At 54.4% G+C, this 20445-nt stretch carries 17 protein-coding genes; 10 read left to right on the forward strand and 7 right to left on the reverse strand.

The genetic code is table 11. The annotated features are described in order from the left end of the window. Positions 1-389: 389 nt before the first annotated feature. Positions 390-1682, forward strand: coding sequence for an O-acetylhomoserine aminocarboxypropyltransferase/cysteine synthase family protein (locus QZ280_RS06110; protein ID WP_293441699.1), 1293 nt, complete (start codon positions 390-392; stop codon positions 1680-1682). Positions 1683-1979: 297 nt separating this feature from the next. Here the strand turns inward: QZ280_RS06110 and QZ280_RS06115 are convergent, their stop codons facing one another. Next, positions 1980-2468 carry an SIMPL domain-containing protein gene (locus QZ280_RS06115; RefSeq protein ID WP_293441700.1) on the reverse strand — a complete coding sequence of 163 codons (489 nt, stop codon included), beginning with the start codon at positions 2466-2468 and terminating at the stop codon, positions 1980-1982. A 236-nt stretch (positions 2469-2704) separates the two neighbouring features. Here QZ280_RS06115 and QZ280_RS06120 point away from each other — a divergent pair, with 236 nt between their 5' ends. Genes QZ280_RS06120 through QZ280_RS06130 form a run of 3 tightly spaced genes read left to right on the forward strand, consistent with a single transcriptional unit; the run spans position 2705 to position 7693 of the window. After that, positions 2705-5287 carry a hypothetical protein gene (locus tag QZ280_RS06120; RefSeq protein ID WP_293441701.1) on the forward strand — a complete coding sequence of 861 codons (2583 nt, stop codon included), beginning with the start codon at positions 2705-2707 and terminating at the stop codon, positions 5285-5287. A gap of 48 nt (positions 5288-5335) precedes the next feature. Continuing rightward, entirely contained in the window at positions 5336-5791 is a 456-nt protein-coding gene (locus tag QZ280_RS06125) for an Lrp/AsnC family transcriptional regulator (RefSeq protein ID WP_293441702.1), read from the forward strand. Between the two features lie 24 nt (positions 5792-5815). Further along, positions 5816-7693 (forward strand): cation:proton antiporter, encoded by a 1878-nt coding sequence (locus QZ280_RS06130; RefSeq protein ID WP_293441703.1) that lies wholly within the window; start codon positions 5816-5818, stop codon positions 7691-7693. Here the strand turns inward: QZ280_RS06130 and cobT are convergent. Continuing rightward, positions 7690-8700, reverse strand: a complete 1011-nt coding sequence (gene cobT, locus QZ280_RS06135; RefSeq protein ID WP_293441768.1) for a nicotinate-nucleotide--dimethylbenzimidazole phosphoribosyltransferase — start codon at positions 8698-8700, stop codon at positions 7690-7692. The genes QZ280_RS06130 and cobT overlap by 4 nt on opposite strands. A gap of 76 nt (positions 8701-8776) precedes the next feature. Here cobT and QZ280_RS06140 point away from each other — a divergent pair, with 76 nt between their 5' ends. Beyond that, on the forward strand, positions 8777-9529 hold the full coding sequence (locus QZ280_RS06140) for an adenosylcobinamide-GDP ribazoletransferase (RefSeq protein ID WP_293441704.1): 753 nt from the start codon (positions 8777-8779) through the stop codon (positions 9527-9529). A 60-nt stretch (positions 9530-9589) separates the two neighbouring features. Here the strand turns inward: QZ280_RS06140 and QZ280_RS06145 are convergent, their stop codons facing one another. The 5 genes from QZ280_RS06145 to QZ280_RS06165 all read right to left on the reverse strand — a co-directional run bounded on the left by QZ280_RS06145 (position 9590) and on the right by QZ280_RS06165 (position 14519). Beyond that, the gene (locus QZ280_RS06145) at positions 9590-10108 is read right to left on the reverse strand and encodes a CarD family transcriptional regulator (RefSeq protein WP_293441705.1); all 519 of its coding nucleotides are present in this window, start codon (positions 10106-10108) and stop codon (positions 9590-9592) included. A gap of 295 nt (positions 10109-10403) precedes the next feature. Further along, a complete protein-coding gene (gene fdxA / locus QZ280_RS06150) occupies positions 10404-10742 on the reverse strand; it encodes a ferredoxin FdxA (RefSeq protein WP_009827504.1) in 339 nt (112 codons plus the stop codon). Positions 10743-10791: 49 nt separating this feature from the next. After that, positions 10792-11166: an RNA-binding S4 domain-containing protein gene (locus QZ280_RS06155; protein ID WP_293441706.1), complete on the reverse strand. Its 375-nt coding sequence runs from the start codon at positions 11164-11166 to the stop codon at positions 10792-10794. After that, positions 11163-13871: a helicase-related protein gene (locus QZ280_RS06160; protein ID WP_293441707.1), complete on the reverse strand. Its 2709-nt coding sequence runs from the start codon at positions 13869-13871 to the stop codon at positions 11163-11165. Before QZ280_RS06160 ends, QZ280_RS06155 begins: the two co-directional genes overlap by 4 nt. A gap of 24 nt (positions 13872-13895) precedes the next feature. Then, positions 13896-14519, reverse strand: coding sequence for a tetratricopeptide repeat protein (locus tag QZ280_RS06165; RefSeq protein WP_293441708.1), 624 nt, complete (start codon positions 14517-14519; stop codon positions 13896-13898). Positions 14520-14585: 66 nt separating this feature from the next. Here QZ280_RS06165 and QZ280_RS06170 point away from each other — a divergent pair, with 66 nt between their 5' ends. The 5 genes from QZ280_RS06170 to QZ280_RS06190 all read left to right on the forward strand — a co-directional run bounded on the left by QZ280_RS06170 (position 14586) and on the right by QZ280_RS06190 (position 20400). After that, positions 14586-14876 (forward strand): SCP2 sterol-binding domain-containing protein, encoded by a 291-nt coding sequence (locus QZ280_RS06170; protein WP_293441709.1) that lies wholly within the window; start codon positions 14586-14588, stop codon positions 14874-14876. Between the two features lie 11 nt (positions 14877-14887). Then, positions 14888-15820: an alpha/beta hydrolase gene (locus tag QZ280_RS06175; protein WP_293441710.1), complete on the forward strand. Its 933-nt coding sequence runs from the start codon at positions 14888-14890 to the stop codon at positions 15818-15820. Positions 15821-15873: 53 nt separating this feature from the next. Then, the gene (locus tag QZ280_RS06180) at positions 15874-16902 is read left to right on the forward strand and encodes a ligase-associated DNA damage response exonuclease (RefSeq protein WP_293441711.1); all 1029 of its coding nucleotides are present in this window, start codon (positions 15874-15876) and stop codon (positions 16900-16902) included. Next, complete coding sequence (locus QZ280_RS06185) at positions 16899-18491, forward strand: ATP-dependent DNA ligase (RefSeq protein WP_293441712.1); 1593 nt, start codon at positions 16899-16901, stop codon at positions 18489-18491. The genes QZ280_RS06180 and QZ280_RS06185 overlap by 4 nt, the downstream gene beginning before the upstream one ends. 91 nt (positions 18492-18582) lie before the next feature. Continuing rightward, entirely contained in the window at positions 18583-20400 is a 1818-nt protein-coding gene (locus QZ280_RS06190) for a M3 family oligoendopeptidase (RefSeq protein WP_293441713.1), read from the forward strand. Positions 20401-20445: the final 45 nt, after the last annotated feature.

The following is a 20445-nucleotide window of genomic DNA, read 5'->3' on the forward strand; positions in this document are numbered from 1 at the left end:
CAAAGGCCAAGCATGCACTAACTTTCAAATTGGACCACTCAAACGGGGCTACTCACAACCATAGGCCCCAAGTGCGCCGATTCTCAAACTTGTTTTACTAAGCGGAAGCAACGATCAGCTGTCACTCAAGACTGGGGCTATAAATCTGCCAAGGCGAGCGCGCCATTCACAAGGACAGCACGCTCAAAATATGCCCTGCAAAGAGCCAGCGATCCGCAATCGCATAAAAAAGGTCGGTTTTTGCATGCGCTAAATTGCGTACAAAACGCTTGTTTCCAAGTATTACCTCTTTGCGAACGCACGTTCTGATTTCATGCCTCTTGGTTGTGAGGTGCGCAACATTGGCCTAAACCCGTCCCTAACGATTATACTTAACGTGAGGAACCACAATGACCGACGGACCCAGCTACGGCTTTGATACGCTGCAAATTCACGCAGGCGCGCGCCCCGACCCAGCAACAGGCGCACGGAACACGCCGATCTATCAAACCACAGCTTACGTATTTCGCGATGCAGAACATGCGGCTGCGCTTTTTAACCTACAAGAAGTCGGCTACATTTATTCCCGCTTGACCAACCCCACGGTTGCGGTTCTGCAAGAACGCATAGCCACACTTGAGGGCGGTGTTGGCGCGGTGTGCTGCTCCTCGGGTCACGCAGCACAGATCATGGCACTCTTTCCGCTGATGCAGCCGGGCAATAATGTCGTTGTCTCCACACGTCTCTATGGCGGCACAATTACGCAGTTCAGCCAAACGATCAAACGTTTCGGTTGGGAAGCAAAGTTCGTCGATTTCGATGACGAAGAAGCCGTGAAAACCGCTATCGACGACAACACGCGCGCGGTCTTCTGCGAAGCAATTGCTAATCCCGGGGGCTACATCACCGACCTCGACGCTATTTCTGCAATCTCCGACGCTGCTGGCATTCCCTTGATCGTGGATAATACTGCGGCAACTCCCTACCTGTGCCGCCCGATCGAGCATGGTGCGACGCTGGTCGTACACTCCACCACAAAGTACCTCACAGGCAACGGCACCGTGACGGGTGGCTGCGTTGTCGACAGCGGCAAGTTTGATTGGACAGCGTCCGACAAATTCCCGTCCCTCAGCCAGCCAGAACCTGCTTATCACGGCCTCAAATTCGCAGAAACATTTGGCCCCTTGGCCTACACATTCCACGGCATCGCCATCGGGCTGCGCGATCTCGGTATGACGATGAACCCACAAGCAGCACATTATACGTTGATGGGCTGTGAAACCCTTTCCCTACGTATGCAACGCCATGTTGAGAACGCGCAAACCGTCGCAGGCTGGTTAGAAAAAAACGAGCATGTTGAGTATGTTACATACGCAGGTCTTCCCTCTTCACCTTACAACAAGCGCGTCGCTAAGATCTGCCCGAAAGGAGCAGGCGGCTTGTTCACATTCGCGCTAAAGGCGGGTTATGAAGGCTGCATCAAACTGGTCAACAGCCTTGAGATTTTCAGCCACGTCGCCAACTTGGGTGACACACGCTCCTTAGTTATCCACTCGGCCTCGACCACACACCGCCAGCTCTCGCCAGAACAACAGGAAGCGGCGGGCGCGGGTCCGAATGTCGTGCGTATTTCCATCGGGATAGAGAACGCGGAAGATTTGATTGCTGACCTGGATCAAGCGATCAAAGCCGCCTCGAAGTAAACGAGGTACACCAAAAGCTAGAATGGCCCGAGGATCGTCTTGGGCCATTTTTCATCTCTATTGTGCGATGTTGAACACGGCCTTAACACTCGAGCGCCGCGTTATTTCGCTTGCCCGATTGGAACGGAAGATGAGCGCGCAGCCATTTCCATGACGCGTGGTGGAAAGCCTCCGCCGGAGCCAACCATTTCTTCGGTGATCAGCAAGCAACACCTCACCAAGTTCCAGACCCGCTGCGAGCGCGTAAAGTTCCGCCTTTCGACGGGCATCAACCACAGCTGCGGTGCCCGCGCGATCTTAAATGGGTTCGGGATCAATCAGGGCGAAGCGAAAGCTCGAAGACGAATTTACCCCATCTCGGGCCATCTTATCCAGGACCTCCCCTAGCGTCGTAAGATCGAGCAATGTGAACGTCACTGAATTCGACGCTTCAAAGCCGATAGGATTTAAAACTGATCCGTCGCCGTCATAGCGTTTTCTCCGTCGCCACACGGGATTAAGCGTCAACGGCAGGGTTTGCATATTGGCCCGCTCGACACCCATTTTCTCCATCCGAGAGAGAATCGCTGCAACCGTTTTGCTGGTTTCCCCAAGCGCACCCGCTGCGCTTTTCGCCACATGACGTGCACCCAAGGTGATAACGGCTTTGTCAGGAGTAGCCGCAATTTGCGCTTCTCCGATCACCACAATGGTGCAAAGTGGCTCTGTCTCTTGCACCAAGTTTTGCGTCCCCACACTTGCTGCAATTGCAAGTGCAAACAAAAATACCCAATTTTTTAAGAACATTGTAACACCTTACACCGATTTTACTATCAACAGGGCCTATACTGCTTCCCCGCCTCTTTGCTTTAGTCGCAAGCGACCTCGATATCCTTGGCACTAAGGTAGTACACTCAAGAAGGGGAAACTTTGGGCAAACTTCTCTCAGGCAACGCTTCTTCCACTAGGCAAGAAGCTGCTATACTTTATCAAATATCGCGCACCGACTCCCAGTGCGCGTTTGGGGAGACTAAAACACCAGTATGAGACTGAATTTTGCATTGTCGCTTTCATTCAGCGGTATCCAACTTTTGCAGCAGCAAGAGAATGGGTGGGGCCGTGTGGGTGATGTCGACATAGGTTCCGCCGATCTCACGGGCGATCTTGCTGCTTTGCGCGCCAAAGCAGAGGCGCTTGGCAACGGGCCTGTCGAAACCAAATTGATTATCGCCGACGACCAGATCAAATATCTAACGGTTGATGCCACAGGCTTGGACAAAGATGCTCTTCAAAATTCTGTGCTTGGTGCGCTTGACGGCGCAACGCCCTATCCAGTCGATGATCTGGCGTTCGATTTCGCCAATGAGGCCGGACAGGTTCATATAGCCGCCGTCGCAAAAGAAACTCTGCAAGAAGCGGAAGCCTTCGCAACAGAGCATGGTTTCGCCCCGATGGTATTTGTTGCTGCGACAGCGCCTGTAAATTTTCCGTATGAACCTTTCTTTGGCGTCAGTACTTTGGCCAAATCAAAGGGAGTTACCACGCTCGTTACGGATGGCAAGCCTGCAATTGCGACGGGTGATGCGATCCCTCTTCCAACGCTAGTTGTCCCTGATCCAGAGCCCGTAATTCCGTCGAGCGAAGACGCGCCGAATGATCTCATAGAGGAATTGAAAATTACGGTTCCCGGCTTTTCCTCGCGCCGCAGTGCGCCAGAACCTGCGGCACCAGCACCCACCGAAACTGTCGCAAAGCCGGTATCGCCCCTACTTGCAGCACCGCCGCGTTTAGACGAGGCTCAGCGGCAAGCCGATCCAGTGATGCCTCCTGCGGCCGCGATCCCTGCACCAAATGCAACGAAGCCTGGGGTTGGTCAATCCCCGCAAGTGACAGGCATGTCTGACGCAGCTTTGGAAGAGACAAAAGTTGACTCAAAGCTTGGCACTTTGCGCCCTGGCCTTGCATATGTAGAAGGCGATTTCCCCGACAACATCCCTCCGATGCCCGCTGACTTTGCCGCTTCGCCACGCACGGTGCCTGCGTTTCAGGGTGCTGCTGACGGTGCACTGATTGCCAACCTTCGCGCGCCTGCACCGATTGTTGAGGAAGCTGCACCAAATAAACTGAAAGAAAACGGATCGAAAGCCACTGCAAAAGCCTTTGCACTTGCAGGAACGGCAGGTGGTGCAACCTTGGCTGGCGCACGCGGGTTAATGGCGAAGCGTGCAACAAAAGCCGAACCCCCAGCCGCACTGGAACCTGTCGTTGATGCCGCCATCTCTGCGCGCGAAGACGAAAAGCAGCGCATGACTGTCTTCGGTGCACGCAAGCCTCAGAAAAAGAAAGAAAACATCGCCGTCGGCGGTAAGCCGCGCTTCCTTGGCTTGATTCTTACTGCCATTCTTTTGCTGTTTTTGGTGACTGTCGCGGCCTGGGCCTCTGTCTTTTTGGACGATGGTCTGGCTCGCTTTTTTGGTGGCGATAATCGCAACAAAGCAATTGCAGAACTGCCTAATCCAGATGCTGAGAAAGATAACGAGGCGTTGATAGAACTGGCGTCCTTGCCCACTGGTGAAGACGATGTCTTGATTGAAGACCTCCCGCTGAGGAACGAAGGGCTTGCTCAGGTTGAGTCTGTGGCCCCAGTTATTTCACCAGAGGAAGCGGCCGCGAAATACGCCGCAACTGGCATCTGGCTCGCCACACCCGTGCAACCCGCATTACCGCCGCAAATCGCGCTAGATGACGTTTACCCAGCTTCGATTGATGCGCGCATTAGCGGTCAAGATGCCTTTGCATTAGAGCCTTTGACGCAGCCTCGTGATGCATTGCCTCAAGGTTTGACAGGACCGCCAACAGCGGGCTCCCAGTTCGCATTTGATGAAAATGGCCTTGTGCCTGCAACACCGGATGGCGCGATCACGCCGGAAGGCGCTTTGGTATTTCTGGGACGCCCCGCGCGCGTGCCACCAGCTGTTCCTGAGCGCCTTCGCACCGCTGCACTTACGCCGGCTGACGCACTTACGACGCCCGGCACGGAATTTGAGAGCGGCCTGTTCGCCTCTCTGCGCCCGAAAACGCGCCCCGAAACGTTGGTCGAAGACACTGAGCGCACGCAATTAGGTGGCAATTCTCGCGCAGAGCTCGCTAAGATTCGTCCAAAGCTGCGCCCACGCGTAGAAAAGGAAGTTGCGGAAACAGAATCCGCTGTCGTGCCTGCGACCCGTTTGGCCATTGCCAGTTCTCGTAAACCATCCCAACGACCGCGCAATTTTGCGCAGATCGTATCGCGCGCGCAAAAGCAGTCTGAGCGTCAGACAGAACAACAAGCAACTCAAGTCGCAGCGGTTGCGCCCAGAACTGTCAAACCGCGCATTCCATCCAGCGCATCTGTCGCCAAAACAGCAACCGTCAGAAATGCAATCAATCTCAGCCGCGTAAACCTTATTGGTGTTTACGGCAAACCTTCCAGTCGACGCGCGCTGGTTCGGCTTTCGAGCGGGCGCTACAAGAAAGTGAAAGTCGGCGATCGTGTCGATGGTGGACGTGTTTCTGCGATTGGCGAAGGTCAACTTATTTACACAAAACGGGGTCGTAATGTGACCTTGAGAATGCCCAAAGGCTAAAAGTCCCAGTTTAGCAGACCTGCCACACCTGCGCGAAAAGAAGTCAGCATGTTAGATGACATAGACAAAAAACTGCTTGCCGCACTCCAAAGCAACGCACATTACACCGCCCAAGATCTTAGCGAACGGCTTAACCTGTCAGCCAGCCAAGCGGGACGACGCCGTCAAAAGCTGGAAGCAGATGGGTATATCAGTGGCTATCATGCGCATCTTGAAGCGTCTCGCATTGGCCTCACGGTTCAAGCGTTTGTTCAAGTTCAGCTTAGATCGCATGGCCCCAAAGAAGCGCGCAGTTTCGCGAGTCTTGCCGAAGTACGGCCAGAAATTATTAGCGTTTGGACGTTAACGGGGGATTCCGACTATCTTTTGCGCATTTATTGCTCAGATCTCAGCAGCTTAAATCAACTTATCCACGATGTTATTCTTCCACATCCTGCTGTAGCCCGCGTGCAAAGTCAGATAGTTATGGACCAATTGAAGCAAGACGCGCCGCTTCCGACCTGAGCGCGCCAAAGTTGAAAGTGCTCGATGGAAGGCTTTTTATTTTCAGCGTCGATCTATCTGGGGGCCGCCGTCATTGCGGTTCCCGTTGCTGCACGCTTGGGCCTCGGCTCAGTGCTTGGATATTTGGCAGCGGGCATTCTGATCGGTCCGCTTTTGGGATTGGTGGGTGCAGAAACGAAGGATCTGCAACATTTCGCTGAGTTTGGCGTAGTGATGATGCTCTTTCTGATCGGGCTAGAACTGGAACCTCGCGCGCTTTGGGATATGCGACATCGTTTGATTGGGTTGGGCGGATTGCAAATTACGCTCACGACCCTTGCGATCATGATTGGCGCAATGGCACTCGGATTTTATTGGTCTATTGCTTTGGCGGTTGGCCTGATTTTCGCGCTGTCTTCTACCGCAATCGTGCTACAAACTCTTAGCGAAAAGGGTCTGATGCGCACTGCGGGCGGGCGTTCTACGTTTTCTGTTCTATTGACGCAAGATATTGCAGTTATCCCGGTCCTCGCGATTCTACCGCTTCTCGCGCTACCCAAAGCAATGACGCTGAGCGCAGATGGCTCGATCAATCGCCACATCGGCGACCAACACGGTGCGGATCATACCACACTCAACTTAACCTCGGACCTACCGGGCTGGGGCGTTACACTTATCACTTTGGGTGCAATTGCTGCGATTATTCTTGCAGGCGTTTACCTCGCACGGCCTGTGTTTCGCTTTATCCATGCGAGCCACTTGCGCGAAATGTTCACCGCGCTGGCGCTCTTGATCGTGGTTGGGATCTCGTTCCTGATGCTGCTCGTTGGCCTTTCACCCGCCCTTGGCGCATTCCTTGCAGGCGTGGTTCTGGCGAACTCCGAGTTCCGGCACGAACTTGAAACAGACATTGAACCCTTCAAAGGTCTTCTGCTTGGCCTGTTCTTCATCACCGTTGGTGCTGGCATCAACTTTGCTGTTCTGGAGCGCGATACGATTGCGATCTTGAGCTTGACCGCAGCCGTCATCCTGATCAAAGGCCTCGTCCTTTATGCGCTGACGCGGATTTTCAAGCTACACGGTCAAGATCGTTGGCTGTTTACGCTTGGTCTTGCACAGGCAGGCGAATTTGGCTTCATCCTAACCGCATTTTCCGTCGCGCAAGATGTCATCCCAGTCAGCCTTTCGGAACGCATTTTGTTGATCATCGCACTCTCGATGTTGATCACACCACTTTTGTTCATCCTGATGGAAGTAATCAACAAGCGTTTTCGCGGCGCAAACCAAGACATCACGCATGACGAGATCGATGATGAAGGGCCTGTCATCATTGCCGGCGTCGGTCGATTTGGTCAAATTGTGAACCGCCTGGTCGGCTCAGCGGGGTTCAAAACTATCGTGATTGATCATGACATAAAAACCATCGAATTGATGCGCCGCTTTGGATTCAAAGGGTTCTTCGGTGATCCAACACGCCCCGACATGCTGCGCGCGACTGGATTGGCCAATGCGCGCGTCCTAGTAGTGGCGCTTGATGATCCCGCGGCAACTTTGAAACTGGTGCTCTATGCGCGTAAAGAGCGCCCCGATTTACACATAATCGCGCGCGCACAGGATCGCAGTGATGTTTTTCGCCTCTATGGCGCAGGCGCGAATGATATTGTGCGCGAGATGTTTGACAGTTCTCTACGCGCAGGCCGCTATGTACTTGAGAATATTGGATTAACTGAGTTCGAAGCGGCAGAAGCCGAAAAAACCTTTTATGCCCACGATCGTCATGCGATCCGCGAGTTGGCCGAAGTCTGGGATCCAGATACGCCATCAGGCGAAAACAGAGCTTATATCGCGCGGGCGAAGGACCTGGAGCGAGACCTAGAAGCCTCGCTCCTCACAATTTTGGAAGCGCGTAAATCCGGGGATTAGCCCGCTGCGACGCCTGCCTCAGCGAAAGTCGCCATGCCAGAATGGCACTCGACTGCTGCGACGAGAACATTGATAGCAAGCGTAGCACCGGAGCCCTCACCGAGACGCATGTCAAGGGACAAGATCGCCTCTTTATCAAGTTCTGCCAGAAGCTTACCGTGCGCGCCCTCTTGGCTCAGATGTCCTGCAACCACGTGATCAAGCGCCCCATTCTGGGCTTTCGCAAGACAGGCCGCAGCGGCGGTGCAGATGAACCCATCCATGATCACAGGAATGCGCTTGGCACGCGCGCTCACAATTGCGCCCGCCATTGCCGCAAGTTCACGCCCACCCAAGCAGCGTAAGATTTCCAGCGCGTCTTCACTTGCGTGCAGCGCCGCGCCTTCCGCGACAACCCGCGTTTTGTTAGCTAATCCTGCATCATCAACGCCCGTGCCCCGCCCTGTCCAATCCGCAGCGTCACCTCCAAAAAGCGCCGTTGCAATTGCAGCAGCAGAAGTGGTGTTGCCGATGCCCATTTCACCCACGACCAGCATTTCCGTGTCAGCGTCCACAGCGTTCCAGCCTGTTGTAAGTGCAGCCACAACCTCAGCCTCGCTCATCGCCGCCTCTTTGGTGAAATCTGCCGTAGGCGTATCGAGATCCAGCGCATGTACGCTCATCTCTGCCCCTGCCACACGGCTTAGTTGGTTCACAGCAGCGCCGCCATGTTCAAAATTTGCAACCATTTGCACTGTCACTTCGGGTGGAAAGGCTGAAACCCTCTGTGCCGTTACACCATGGTTGCCTGCAAAAACAATTACTTGGCGCTTGCCAACGCTGGGCCGATCCGTACTACGCCACCCACCATACCAAATCGCCAACTCTTCAAGACGGCCCAAAGCGCCGGGCGGTTTGGTCAATTGGCCGTTGCGCTCTTGCGCGCCTGCAACAGCGTTTGCATCAGCGTTTGGCATCGCCGCGAGCAGCGCGTGAAACTCGGCTAAAGAAGAAAATGTACTCATGATCGGCTCTTTCGTTGTAAGCATCTTTGTATCTGTGTTTAACGTGCTCTGCATAAGCGACAAGGTAGGAACGACCCTTTTGGCACAGCAAAACGACCTCTTAAAAGATATCGCGCTGGCACTGAGCTTGCTCACACGGCTCCCGATCCGATTAGATGAAGACGCTTACGCCCAGAGCGCGCGCGCGGCTTGGGCCTATCCGCTGGTTGGGGTGGTGACCGGTTTGATCACCTGCATCGCTGCGAAACTTGCGCTTTGGATCGGTTTGCCCCTATGGAGCGCTGCTATCTTGGCGTTGGCCGCTGGCATCGTCGTGACGGGCGCAATGCATGAGGACGGTTTGGGCGATTGCGCCGATGGGTTCTGGGGTGGTTGGGACCCTGCGATGCGGCTGAAAATCATGAAAGACAGTCAGATCGGCACTTATGGTGTTTTGGCTTTAGGGATCACTTTGGCCCTGCGTGTTGGCGTGCTGGTAGAGCTGTTGCGCTTTGACAATTGGGCGCTACCGTTGGTTGCGGTTCACGTTGCGTCGCGCGCTGTGATGCCTGCGATTATGACGGCACTGCCTCACGCCCGTGACGTTGGTCTGTCCAAATCTGTTGGCGTTGTCTCTATGCATTGTGCACAAATTGCGGCTGGGGTCGGAGTACTCGCTTTAATATTTACGTTTGGGTTTTACGGGATTGCGATGGCGCTTGTTGCCGCGATCTGCGCTTATTTTTGCATAACGCTGACTCGCGCAAAGATCGAAGGTCAGACTGGTGACGTCTGCGGCGCAAGCCAGCAAGTCACTGAAGCGGCACTGCTTCTTACCCTACTGGCGGGCTAAAATAGAAAAGCCGCGCTTCCTCCCAAAAGCGCGGCTTTCCCTGTTCCCTGAAAAGTCGGCCTAAGCGGCAGCAACAACTCGGGACATCAAAACGTCAGTGATCTGACGTGCGGCGGCGTCTTCATCGCCCCCTTGAACAGCACCAATCTCGCGGGTTAAACGCTCAAGCGCGGCTTCATAAAGCTGACGCTCTGAATAGCTTTGCTCGCGCTGATCATCGGTACGGTGCAAATCTCGTACAACTTCTGCAATCGCAATCAAATCGCCAGAATTAATCTTTTGCTCATATTCCTGCGCGCGACGCGACCACATGGCGCGTTTCACTTTCGCTTTGCCTTTGAGCGTTTTCATTGCGTGGGCGACTTCATCGCCCGTGCTGAGCGAGCGCATACCAATGTCGATGGCTTTATGCGTCGGTACGCGCAGGGTCATTTTATCTTTTTCGAATGCGATCACGTAAAGTTCTAACTTAACGTCTGCGACATCTTGCTCTTCGACGGAGACCACTTTGCCCACGCCATGCGCGGGGTACACAACAAATTCGTTAATGCGAAAATCGAGGTTCTTTGATTTGCTCATTATGGGCTTTCCTCAGCTCATTTAGGATCATCAGACACGTCAAAAGCGCACGCACAGGCATCAGCCAGCTCAGCACGCTTTGTATAGGTTTTACTATCTCGCGGGAGGGCAGAAACAGATCAGTGTCAGGTAATTATTTATCATTTGATGAAGTCCTTATCATAAAAATGCTCCCCTCACCAGTAGTGCGTGCAAGATACGTTAACATCCAGTACACCCCGCATTCGCAGGCCCAAAGCGTAAAAAAGGTGCTACGCACGCACCTTTTCAAAATCGCATAGGTGATTCGGTGTATCTAGCCACCCTCACCAGGTTTCTCAGAAAAGTATTTCTCAAGCTTTCCTTCTTCACCGTCACGCTCTTCCGCGTCAGGAAGCTGGTCTTTCTTGGTGATAATGACAGGCCACATCTCGGAATACTTGCGGTTAAATTCAACCCATTTTTCCATGTCCGGTTCTGTGTCAGGACGGATCGCATCGGCAGGACACTCGGGTTCGCATACGCCACAATCGATGCACTCATCTGGGTGAATCACCAGCATATTTTCACCCTCGTAGAAGCAGTCCACAGGGCAGACTTCGACGCAGTCTGTGTATTTGCAGGCGATGCAGCTGTCGTTAACAATGTAGGTCATGAATCGTGCCTCAATCGAAGTTGCGGACTTGCTAATCCAAGCGGGTGGATCATTCAAGCTCTCCGCGTTTGATTTGCGCGCCAAGCTTTCGGTCCGCCTTGCTTGGGCGACCACCGCGTTCTGCATAAGATTTGCCAATATCGCGCGGTTGCGGCGGGCTAAGATCGGTATATAGAGCTTGCGCCTCGGGCGCAGGACCACGCCGCATCCCGATGGCGTCCACTTGAATAACGCGAATGTGATTGCCTTGGGGGAATGTCAGAACATCGCCAACTTTGATTGTGGCGGAGGTTTTGATCACCTTGTCGCTGTTCACCCGTAGGTGCGAACCTGTGATGAGTTTGGCCGACAGGCTACGGGTCTTAAAGAACCGCGCCTGCCAGAGCCATTTGTCAGCGCGCAGCTTTTCAACTGTTTCGCTCACTTTTTAAAGGCCAATCCCACCAAAGCCGCTGCAAACGGGTTATCGGGATCGATCTTTTTCTCGGACTTGGGCGGGCGTGCAGAGAAGTTTTGCGCTTTGTTGCCACCTTGAGGTTTCCCGCGAGGTTTGCCTTTGCCCTTGGGAGCGCCGCCTTGCTTGCGAGGACGACTGTCCGCGTGCTTTTGCTGACGCGCACGGCCCCATGTAAACGTGTAGAACACCTCCATCTCGGGCGGTGTGTCTTCTTTTGGGGCGTCTTCAGCCTCAGCCTCAGCGGGGGCGTCTTCGACCTTAGCTGTCTCATCCACAGCCACAACAGGCGTCACTTTAACTTTCTCGCGCTCGCCTTTTTCCGCTTTATATCCGAGACCTTGCATAAGATCCGCGAATTGCTCCAAAGTCATACCTGTGATAGAAAGCATATCTGCATTGCCTTCGAACCCACCACGACTGTCCTCGGTGCGTAGCATGTCTGCAAGGCGTTCCAGCATATCAATACGGATCGCACGGGCCCCAGCAGCGCGGTAGCCAGACATCAAATGGTAGCCCGCTGGTGCGTGTTCATCAGACGGAACCGTCACCAAACCGGGGGGCGGCGATTCTGGGAATTCTTGATGACCCGCGGCCAAAGACCACAGCACAAGACGCAAACGCGTCGGCGCAGGCTTCAAAAGCAAAGACATAAAAATGGTGAACTGACCAAAGCGAATGCCATGTTTGCGCAGCGCGCCGCGTGCATCTTGATCAAGCGCTTTAACATCCTCGGCTACGTCGGAACGCGCGACGAGCCCCAAAGCTTCCACCAAACGGAAGCCAAAGCCACGCGCCATGCCGGAAAGCTCTTCATCGCGTTGCAGGTTCAGCAAAGGCTCCATATGCAGCGCGATCTTGCGGTCAATGAAATGCTGCAAACGACGCGTGACTTTTTCAATCACATCTGCGCCTGCTTCATCATCAACAAACGCTTGGACCTGAGGTTTCAAAGCCTCGGGGCCCGCGGCCAGTTTACCGACCGCATATTCGCCCCACATGAGGCCACCCTGCTCGGTAAAATCAATCTCTGTATCGGGTGCGTTGTAAAAACGGTCCGCGCGCAAATGGAAATGTGGGGTTAACGCAGCCACGGAGGCCGCGCGCAATGTCTTTTCTTCGGCACCGCTCGCGGACTTATCCTGCGAAAAACGGAACCCTTCCAAACGACCCACGAATTCACCTTCGACGGTCACTTCACCTTTATCGTTTACTTCGGCCAAAAGGGCCTCCTTTTGTTTGAGCCGGCGCAAAAGCACGGATGTGCGCCGGTCCACAAATCTTTGGGTCAAACGCTCGTGCAGCGCATCTGACAAGCGGTCTTCTACAGCGCGCGTCTGCGAACGCCAATGGTTTTCGTCATTTGTCCAGCCAGAGCGTTGAGCCACGTAAGTCCAAGTGCGAATAAACGCGAGTCGTTTGGAGAGCGTATCGATGTCACCCTCTATGCGGTCAATGCGTTTGATTTGCCTTGCAAGCCAGTCATCGGGGATGCGGCCAAGCTCATGAAGATAGTTGAAAATGCCCTCAAGCAGGTTGGCATGTTCGGAATTGCTGATGCCGCGAAAGTCAGGCACGCGGCACACATCCCAAAGGAGTTGCACCGATTTGGCATCGCTCGCACGCGCCATGACTTCGGTCTCGCCTGCTAGGGTTTTGAGCACCCGAAGATCATCGGCTTCGCGCGATTTCACCAAACGGTCATCATGGCTTGGCTGTTCCAGCGAGGCGATCAGTGCATCAAGACGGCCCATCTGTAACTTGGGATTGCGCCATTGCAGTTTGCCAACAGGTTGAAAGCGATGTTCGGTAATGGCGCGCACCAACTCATCATGGAGCGGTGGCGCTTCGCCAGTCACACCAAAAGTGCCCGGCTTCATCCCACGTCCAGCCCGCCCTGCTATCTGCGCAAGCTCGTTTGCCATCAGCGGGCGCATACGTTGGCCGTCAAATTTGCTCAGTGAAGAAAACGCCACGTGATCAATATCAAGGTTAAGCCCCATGCCAATCGCATCGGTCGCTACGAGAAAATCCACATCGCCGTTTTGATACATTTCCACCTGCGCATTACGCGTGCGCGGCGACAAAGCGCCCATAACAACAGCCGCTCCTCCCTTTTGACGGCGGATCAATTCAGCAATGGCGTAGACGTTTTCCACAGAAAAACCCACAATTGCGCTACGCGGACGCATGCGGGAAATTTTTTTTGGGCCAGAATACGTCAGCTCGCTCATGCGTTCCCGCGCTACGAATTGAGCATCAGGAATAAGCGACTGGATCGGGTCACGCATCGTGTCCGCGCCCATGAACAAAGTCTCATGCAGGCCACGCGCACTAAGCAAACGTTCCGTAAATACATGCCCTCGCTCTGGATCGGCGCAGAGTTGAATTTCATCGACAGCCAGAAAATCGGCCCCCATGCCTTGCGGCATTGCCTCGACAGTGCAGACCCAATACTGCGTGCGCGGCGGCACTATACGCTCTTCACCTGTTACCAACGCCACAACAGACGGCCCGCGCAAAGCGACGATGCGGTCGTAGACTTCGCGGGCCAAAAGACGCAAAGGCAGGCCAATAACACCTGTGCGATGCGCCAACATACGCTCGATCGCGTAGGTAGTTTTGCCCGTATTGGTCGGCCCTAGAACCGCGATGATGCGTGATTGCGCGGCCATATCTGCCCCAAACTCGATATTAATTTAGAGGGCTGGACCTTTGACTTCAGTCTCCAACCGCTCCATCGCTTCGAGTACGGTCGTGTGATGCGGATGTATAGTCAGAACTTGCTCATAGACCTCATACGCGCGCTTTGGATCGCCCAATTGCTCGAAAATCGCGCCTAAACCTTGGATCGCATCAAAGTGCTGGGGGTTAAGCGTCAAAGCTCGTTCAAGATCTTCAAGCGAGGGACCATAAAGTTCCTGCTGATACAGCGCGCTCGCACGCATATGCCAGCCTTCCGCAAAATCAGGGGCATGATCTATGAGGGCAGTCAAATGCTCGACCGCTACCTTAGGCTTTTTCGCGCCCAGCGCATCGCGCCCGCGTTTCAACAGTAAGTCGGCCGAAGCAGAACCAGAACGCGCCCAATCGCGTTTGATTTGCTTGGCGATTTTTGCGGCCTCCCCCGCATTCGCGTCGCGTAACTGCCCCAAGAGAACTTGCGCGTTAACGTCTGTCGCACTCTTGTGAGGCACGTCTTGCGCAATAGCGGGTAAGCTACAGGGTGACGTAAACAGCACCAGCGTCACACCGATCGTGCCGCTAAGTTTACGTAAATATGCCGCAAGGTAAGGTTTGCGCGTGGGGAATCGCAGTCTCATACAAAAGAGTGTAGCGCATGATAGGCAAGATGCCAGATGCAATGAGATAACGAAGCGGAGAGCGACATGAGCAATATTATTAATGCAGCCGTTACGGCCCTGAATGAAAAGCTGGCAGGCGCAGATTTCGATGGCAGTGCAAAATTCGAGATTGAAGGTGAAGGCGCTGTTCGGATTGATGAAACTGGTGCTTCGGCGTCCGATGCAGACGCGGATGTGACGCTGACAGCAAATGCGGAAACGTTCCAAGCGATCCTAGAAGGCGAGCAAAACGCGACTGCCGCGTTCATGACCGGCAAGCTATCCGTCGATGGTGACATGGGCATGGCGATGAAACTTGGCGCAGTGCTGAGCTAGGATAAACAGACATGACTGACGCACCCTATCACGCCAAAATTTGCAATGGTCCGGCAAGCGGCTACGCGCTTTGGCGCGAAGCATCGGACGGGGTGCGTCTGCGCATTGGGCTGTGGCCCTTGGATGGGGCCACGGATACTGTGCTGATTTACACTGGGCGCACTGAATACATTGAGAAATACGCTCATGTTGCGGCGGACTTGCACGCCGCTGGTTACGCGGTTGCGACGGTAGACTGGCGTGGCCAAGGGCTGTCAGATCAATTGATTGATGAGCCACTGCGCGGTCACGTCGGCACGTTCCAAGACTATCAAAAAGATGCACAAACCCTGATAGGTACCATGGCGCAACAAGGAATGCCTCCTGCGAAAGCCTTGTTAGGCCATTCGATGGGTGGGTGCATCGCCCTGCGTTCCATCATCGACGGTCTCCCTGTAAAGGGCGCGCTTTTCTCGGCACCGATGTGGGGGATTCTCATGTCCCCCACACTGCGCCCTGCCGCATGGGTCTTATCGCGCGCAGCGGATTTATTTGGCGTTGGAAGCACACTAACCCCAGGCACCAACGCGCGCAGCTTTATCCTGAATCAGCCGTTTAAGAACAACACGCTGACCCGCGATCCCGAGATGTGGAAATTGATGGGCGATCAAATTCGTGCAGTCCCCGGGCTGGAACTTGGCGGCCCTAGCTTGCATTGGCTGCGAGAAGCACTGCTAGAATGTAACGCGATCATGAACGCCCCTGTGCCCACGTTGCCGGCCCTAACGTTTCTTGGCGATAACGAACGCATTGTTGATGCCAGCGCCGTGCACACGAAAATGGCCTCATGGTCGAGCGGCAGGTTACGCATGGTCGAAAATGCGGAGCACGAAGTCTTCATGGACAACCCCACGATCCGCGCGACCTTGACCAAAGAGGCCGTCGCTTTTCTCGACGCCCTCTGAATAATAAATCCACTGCGGTAGCATCACGCGTTTTGCGCTCTATGTTCCTGGGCATGGCTTCAGACCCGCTCATCACCTTCACGGACCGCGGCATTTATTGCCCCCGCGCAGCTCTCTATGTCGATCCGTGGAAACCTGTGACGCGCGCGCTTATCACCCATGGACACGCAGATCACGCACGAGCAGGCCACGCAAGGTACATGTGTACAACAAGTGCAGCCCCCGTGATGCGCCACAGGCTGGGTAGCATCACGCTCGACACAATTGACTACGGGCAAACGGTGGCCGTGAATGGCGTCGAGATCTCGTTTCACCCTGCGGGCCATGTGATCGGATCTGCGCAGATCCGCCTAGCCTACAAGGGCGAAATCTGGGTCGTGTCTGGTGATTACAAAACCGAAGATGACGGCATCAGCGAAGCCTTTGAGCCAGTGCGCTGCACACATTTCATCTCTGAATGCACCTTCGGCCTGCCCATTTTCAAGTGGGAGCCTCAGACCGTGATCGCAGAGCAAATCAACACATGGTGGCACAAGAATGCGCAAGCCGGGGTGAGCAGCATCATCGGCGCGTACTCACTCGGTAAGGCCCAACGCATTTTGTCCATGTTAGATACGGATATCAGCCCGATCCTGACCCATGGGGCGATCGAAGCCAGCAATGAAATCTTACGCGCGCAGGGCGTGCAGTTGCCGCCTACCACGCTGGTGACACCTGACTTGGACAGAAAAGCTTATAAAGGCGCAATGATCTTGGCACCACCTGCGGCACTTGGTTCGAACTGGGCGCGTGGGTTCGCAAAGCACTCTAGCGGTTTTGCCAGCGGGTGGATGCGGCTGCGCGGTGTGCGCCGTCGGCGCGCGTTAGATCAGGGATTTATCATCTCCGATCATGTGGATTGGAATGGTTTGCTGGACGCAATATCCGCGACAAATGCCGAAAATATCTACGTCACGCACGGCTACACGGACATCTTTGCGCGCCACTTAAACAGTATCGGATACAACGCTGCAATCGTAGAAACCGCGTTTGAGGGCGATAGTGAAGAGCCAGACGCAGCTGTCGAGAGCGACGCGTCATGAGAGACTTTGCAACAGTTTTCCAAGCCTTGGACGAAACCACCAAAACCAGCCGCAAGGTCGACGCGATCGCTCAGTATTTTGAGACCGCAGATGATGCGGATCGCTTATGGACCATCGCACTGTTCTCTGGTCGTCGCCCCAAGCGCGCGGTCACCACGACACAACTGCGCACTTGGGCGGCGGAGACCGCAGGCATTGATCTTTGGCTGTTTGAGGAATGCTACCCGATTGTCGGTGATCTTGCCGAGACGATTGGGCTTATCTTGCCAGTCAACTCACAGCACTCCAACAAGGGGTTGACCCATTGGATCGATGCATTGGCCAGCTTTAAGGACGCTGATGAAACAGCCAAGAAAGACTTCGTACTAAACGCGTGGGATACCCTTGGTGGCACTGAGCGATTTTTGTTTAACAAGCTGATAACAGGTGGATTTCGCGTTGGGGTTTCACAAAAACTTATGACCCGTGCCCTTGCACGCGCCACAGGCAAAGACGAGGCTGAGCTGGCACACCGTTTGATGGGCAATTGGACACCGCAGAGCACGGACTTCCATACATTGATCGAAGCGGATGATCCCGAAAGTGCGTTGTCTCGCCCCTATCCATTCTATCTAGCGCATGGTTTAGACGGCGCGCCCGACGATCTTGGCGCTGTTGAGGACTGGCACCCCGAATGGAAATGGGACGGTATTCGCGGGCAAGTCATACTGCGCGGTGGTACACATTTCGTGTGGTCGCGCGGCGAAGAACTGATGACGGACCGCTTCCCCGAATTCATGCGTTTGCTGGATTATCTGCCTTCGGGCACGGTTCTTGATGGTGAAATACTGGGTTGGAAAGACGCGCAACCCCTGCCGTTCGCAGATCTGCAAAAACGGATTGGTCGCAAGACGACGCCCGCTAAATTGCTGCGCGACACGCCTGTTATTCTATACGCTTACGACCTTCTGGAATGGGAGGGCGAAGATATCCGTAATCACCCATTCTTAGAGCGGCGCGCGCTTTTGGATACTACTCTGAGAGATGTGCCAAGCGACGCACCGATCAAGCTATCCCCGCAGATTAAAGCAAAGACGTGGGAAGACCTCGCGCAAACCCGCGCCGAAGCCCGTGCACATCATGCGGAAGGACTGATGTTAAAACGCAGTGACAGCCTTTACCTGGCAGGGCGCAAGAAAGGTGATTGGTGGAAATGGAAGCTTGATCCTCTGACCATAGATGCAGTGATGATCTACGCACAATCGGGCCATGGGCGGCGTGCGACCCTTTTCACGGACTACACTTTCGCCGTTTGGCAAGGCAACGATCTGATCCCGTTCACAAAGGCCTATTCAGGCCTGACCGATGCGGAGTTTCGCCAGATCACCGCATGGGTGCGCAAGAACACGCTGCAACGTTTTGGTCCCGTGCGACGGATTCCGCCCGAACATGTGTTCGAGATCGCTTTCGAAGGCATCCAACGCAGCACGCGTCATAAATCCGGTGTCGCCCTGCGCTTCCCACGCATGTTGCGGTGGCGACAAGATAAAGCGGCACAAGATGCCAACAGCCTTGATGATCTTAAAGAAATGTTACGTCTCTATGGCTAAGCCCTTCACCAGAACGAGCATCTCGCGTTTTAGGGGTTTAACTCGCGGCGCGCATGCCTAGGTTATGGGCCAAAGATATATGAGGTTTTCGATGTTCCAACTTCCCTTCCCCGTTCGTGACGCCAATGCTGGCGGTGGTCCGGATCCCCTCGGCAATCTGCCAGAATGGGATCTCAGCGATCTATATTCGGATGAAAATGCCCCCGAACTAAAGCGCGATCTGGATTGGCTCGAAGAGGCTTGTGCTAGTTTCGCGCGCGACTTTGAGGCCAAGCTAGCAAACCTCGACGCGGCTGAGCTACTTGATTGCGTGCTGCGCAATGAACGTATCAATTCGATTGCGGGGCGCATTATGTCCTTCGCAGGCTTGCGCTATTACCAGCTGACCACGGATGCTGATCGCGCTAAATTCATGTCCGACATGCAGGAAAAGATTACCAATTTCACCACGCCTTTGGTCTTTTTCACACTTGAACTTAACCGCCTTGAGGATACCCAACTTAACGCGCATTTCGCTGCGAACACAGACCTTGCCAGATACAAGCCTGTATTTGATCGCATCCGTGCGATGAAGCCGTATCAACTAAGCGATGAATTGGAAAAATTCCTGCACGATCTTGGCGTTGTAGGTGATGCGTGGGAACGCTTGTTCGATGAAACAATTGCAGGCCTCAGCTTTGAGGTGGACGGCAAGACCCTCAATATTGAGGGCACTTTAAATTTGCTGACGGAGCAAGATCGCTCCAAGCGCGAAGCGGCCAGCCGCGAAGTTGCGCGTGTGCTTGGCGAGAATGTCAAAACATTCGCGCGCGTTCACAACACGCAAGCCAAAGAGAAAGAAATCATTGATCGCTGGCGCGGCATGGAAACCCCGCAAACGGGCCGCCACCTGAGCAATCACGTGGAACCCGAAGTCGTCGAAGCGCTGCGCACAGCCGTGGTCGAAGCCTATCCGAAACTCAGCCACCGCTATTATGAGATGAAACGCGGCTGGCTCGGCCTTGAACGCATGGAAGTTTGGGATCGCAACGCCCCCTTGCCAATGGAAGACACCGCAATCGTCGGCTGGGACGCCGCCGAGGCCACAGTGATGGACGCCTATAATGCATTCGATCCACGCATGGGCGAGATTGCCAAACCCTTCTTTAGAAAAGGTTGGATCGATGCAGGCGTGAAACCCGGCAAAGCCCCCGGCGCATTTGCACACCCGACGGTCACCGATGTGCACCCTTATGTGATGCTCAACTATCTCGGAAAACCACGCGATGTGATGACCTTGGCCCATGAGCTCGGGCACGGCGTGCATCAGGTTCTGGCCGCAGGTCAGGGCGAAATGCTCTCCTCCACGCCTTTGACTTTGGCGGAAACAGCAAGCGTGTTTGGCGAAATGCTCACTTTCCAAAAGATGCTGGAAAAGGCAGAGACACAGGCCGAGCGCAAAATCCTGCTCGCGGGAAAAGTCGAGGACATGATCAACACGGTCGTTCGCCAGATCGCCTTTTATGACTTTGAGTGCAAACTCCACGACGCCCGTCGCGGCGGCGAACTGACCCCCGAGGATATCAATGCCCTTTGGATGAGCGTGCAAGCCGAAAGCTTAGGGCCAGCATTTGATTTCGTCGATGGCTATGAGACTTTCTGGGCCTATATCCCGCACTTCGTGCATTCCCCCTTCTATGTCTACGCATATGCCTTCGGCGATGGACTCGTGAATGCGCTATACGCAGTCTACCGAGAGGGCGATGAAGGGTTTGAAGAAAAGTACTTCGACATGCTCAAAGCGGGTGGCTCAAAGCACCACAAAGACCTGCTTGCACCCTTCGGCCTTGATGCCTCTGATCCGAAATTCTGGGACAAAGGTCTATCAATGATCTCAGGTATGATCGACGAATTGGAAGCAATGGACTAGACGTTCAGATCGCTCACTTATCAGCCGCGCAGACATGGTCTTGCG

Source organism: Planktotalea sp., assembly GCF_018607995.1.
In the GTDB taxonomy this organism is placed as follows: Bacteria; Pseudomonadota; Alphaproteobacteria; order Rhodobacterales; family Rhodobacteraceae; genus Planktotalea.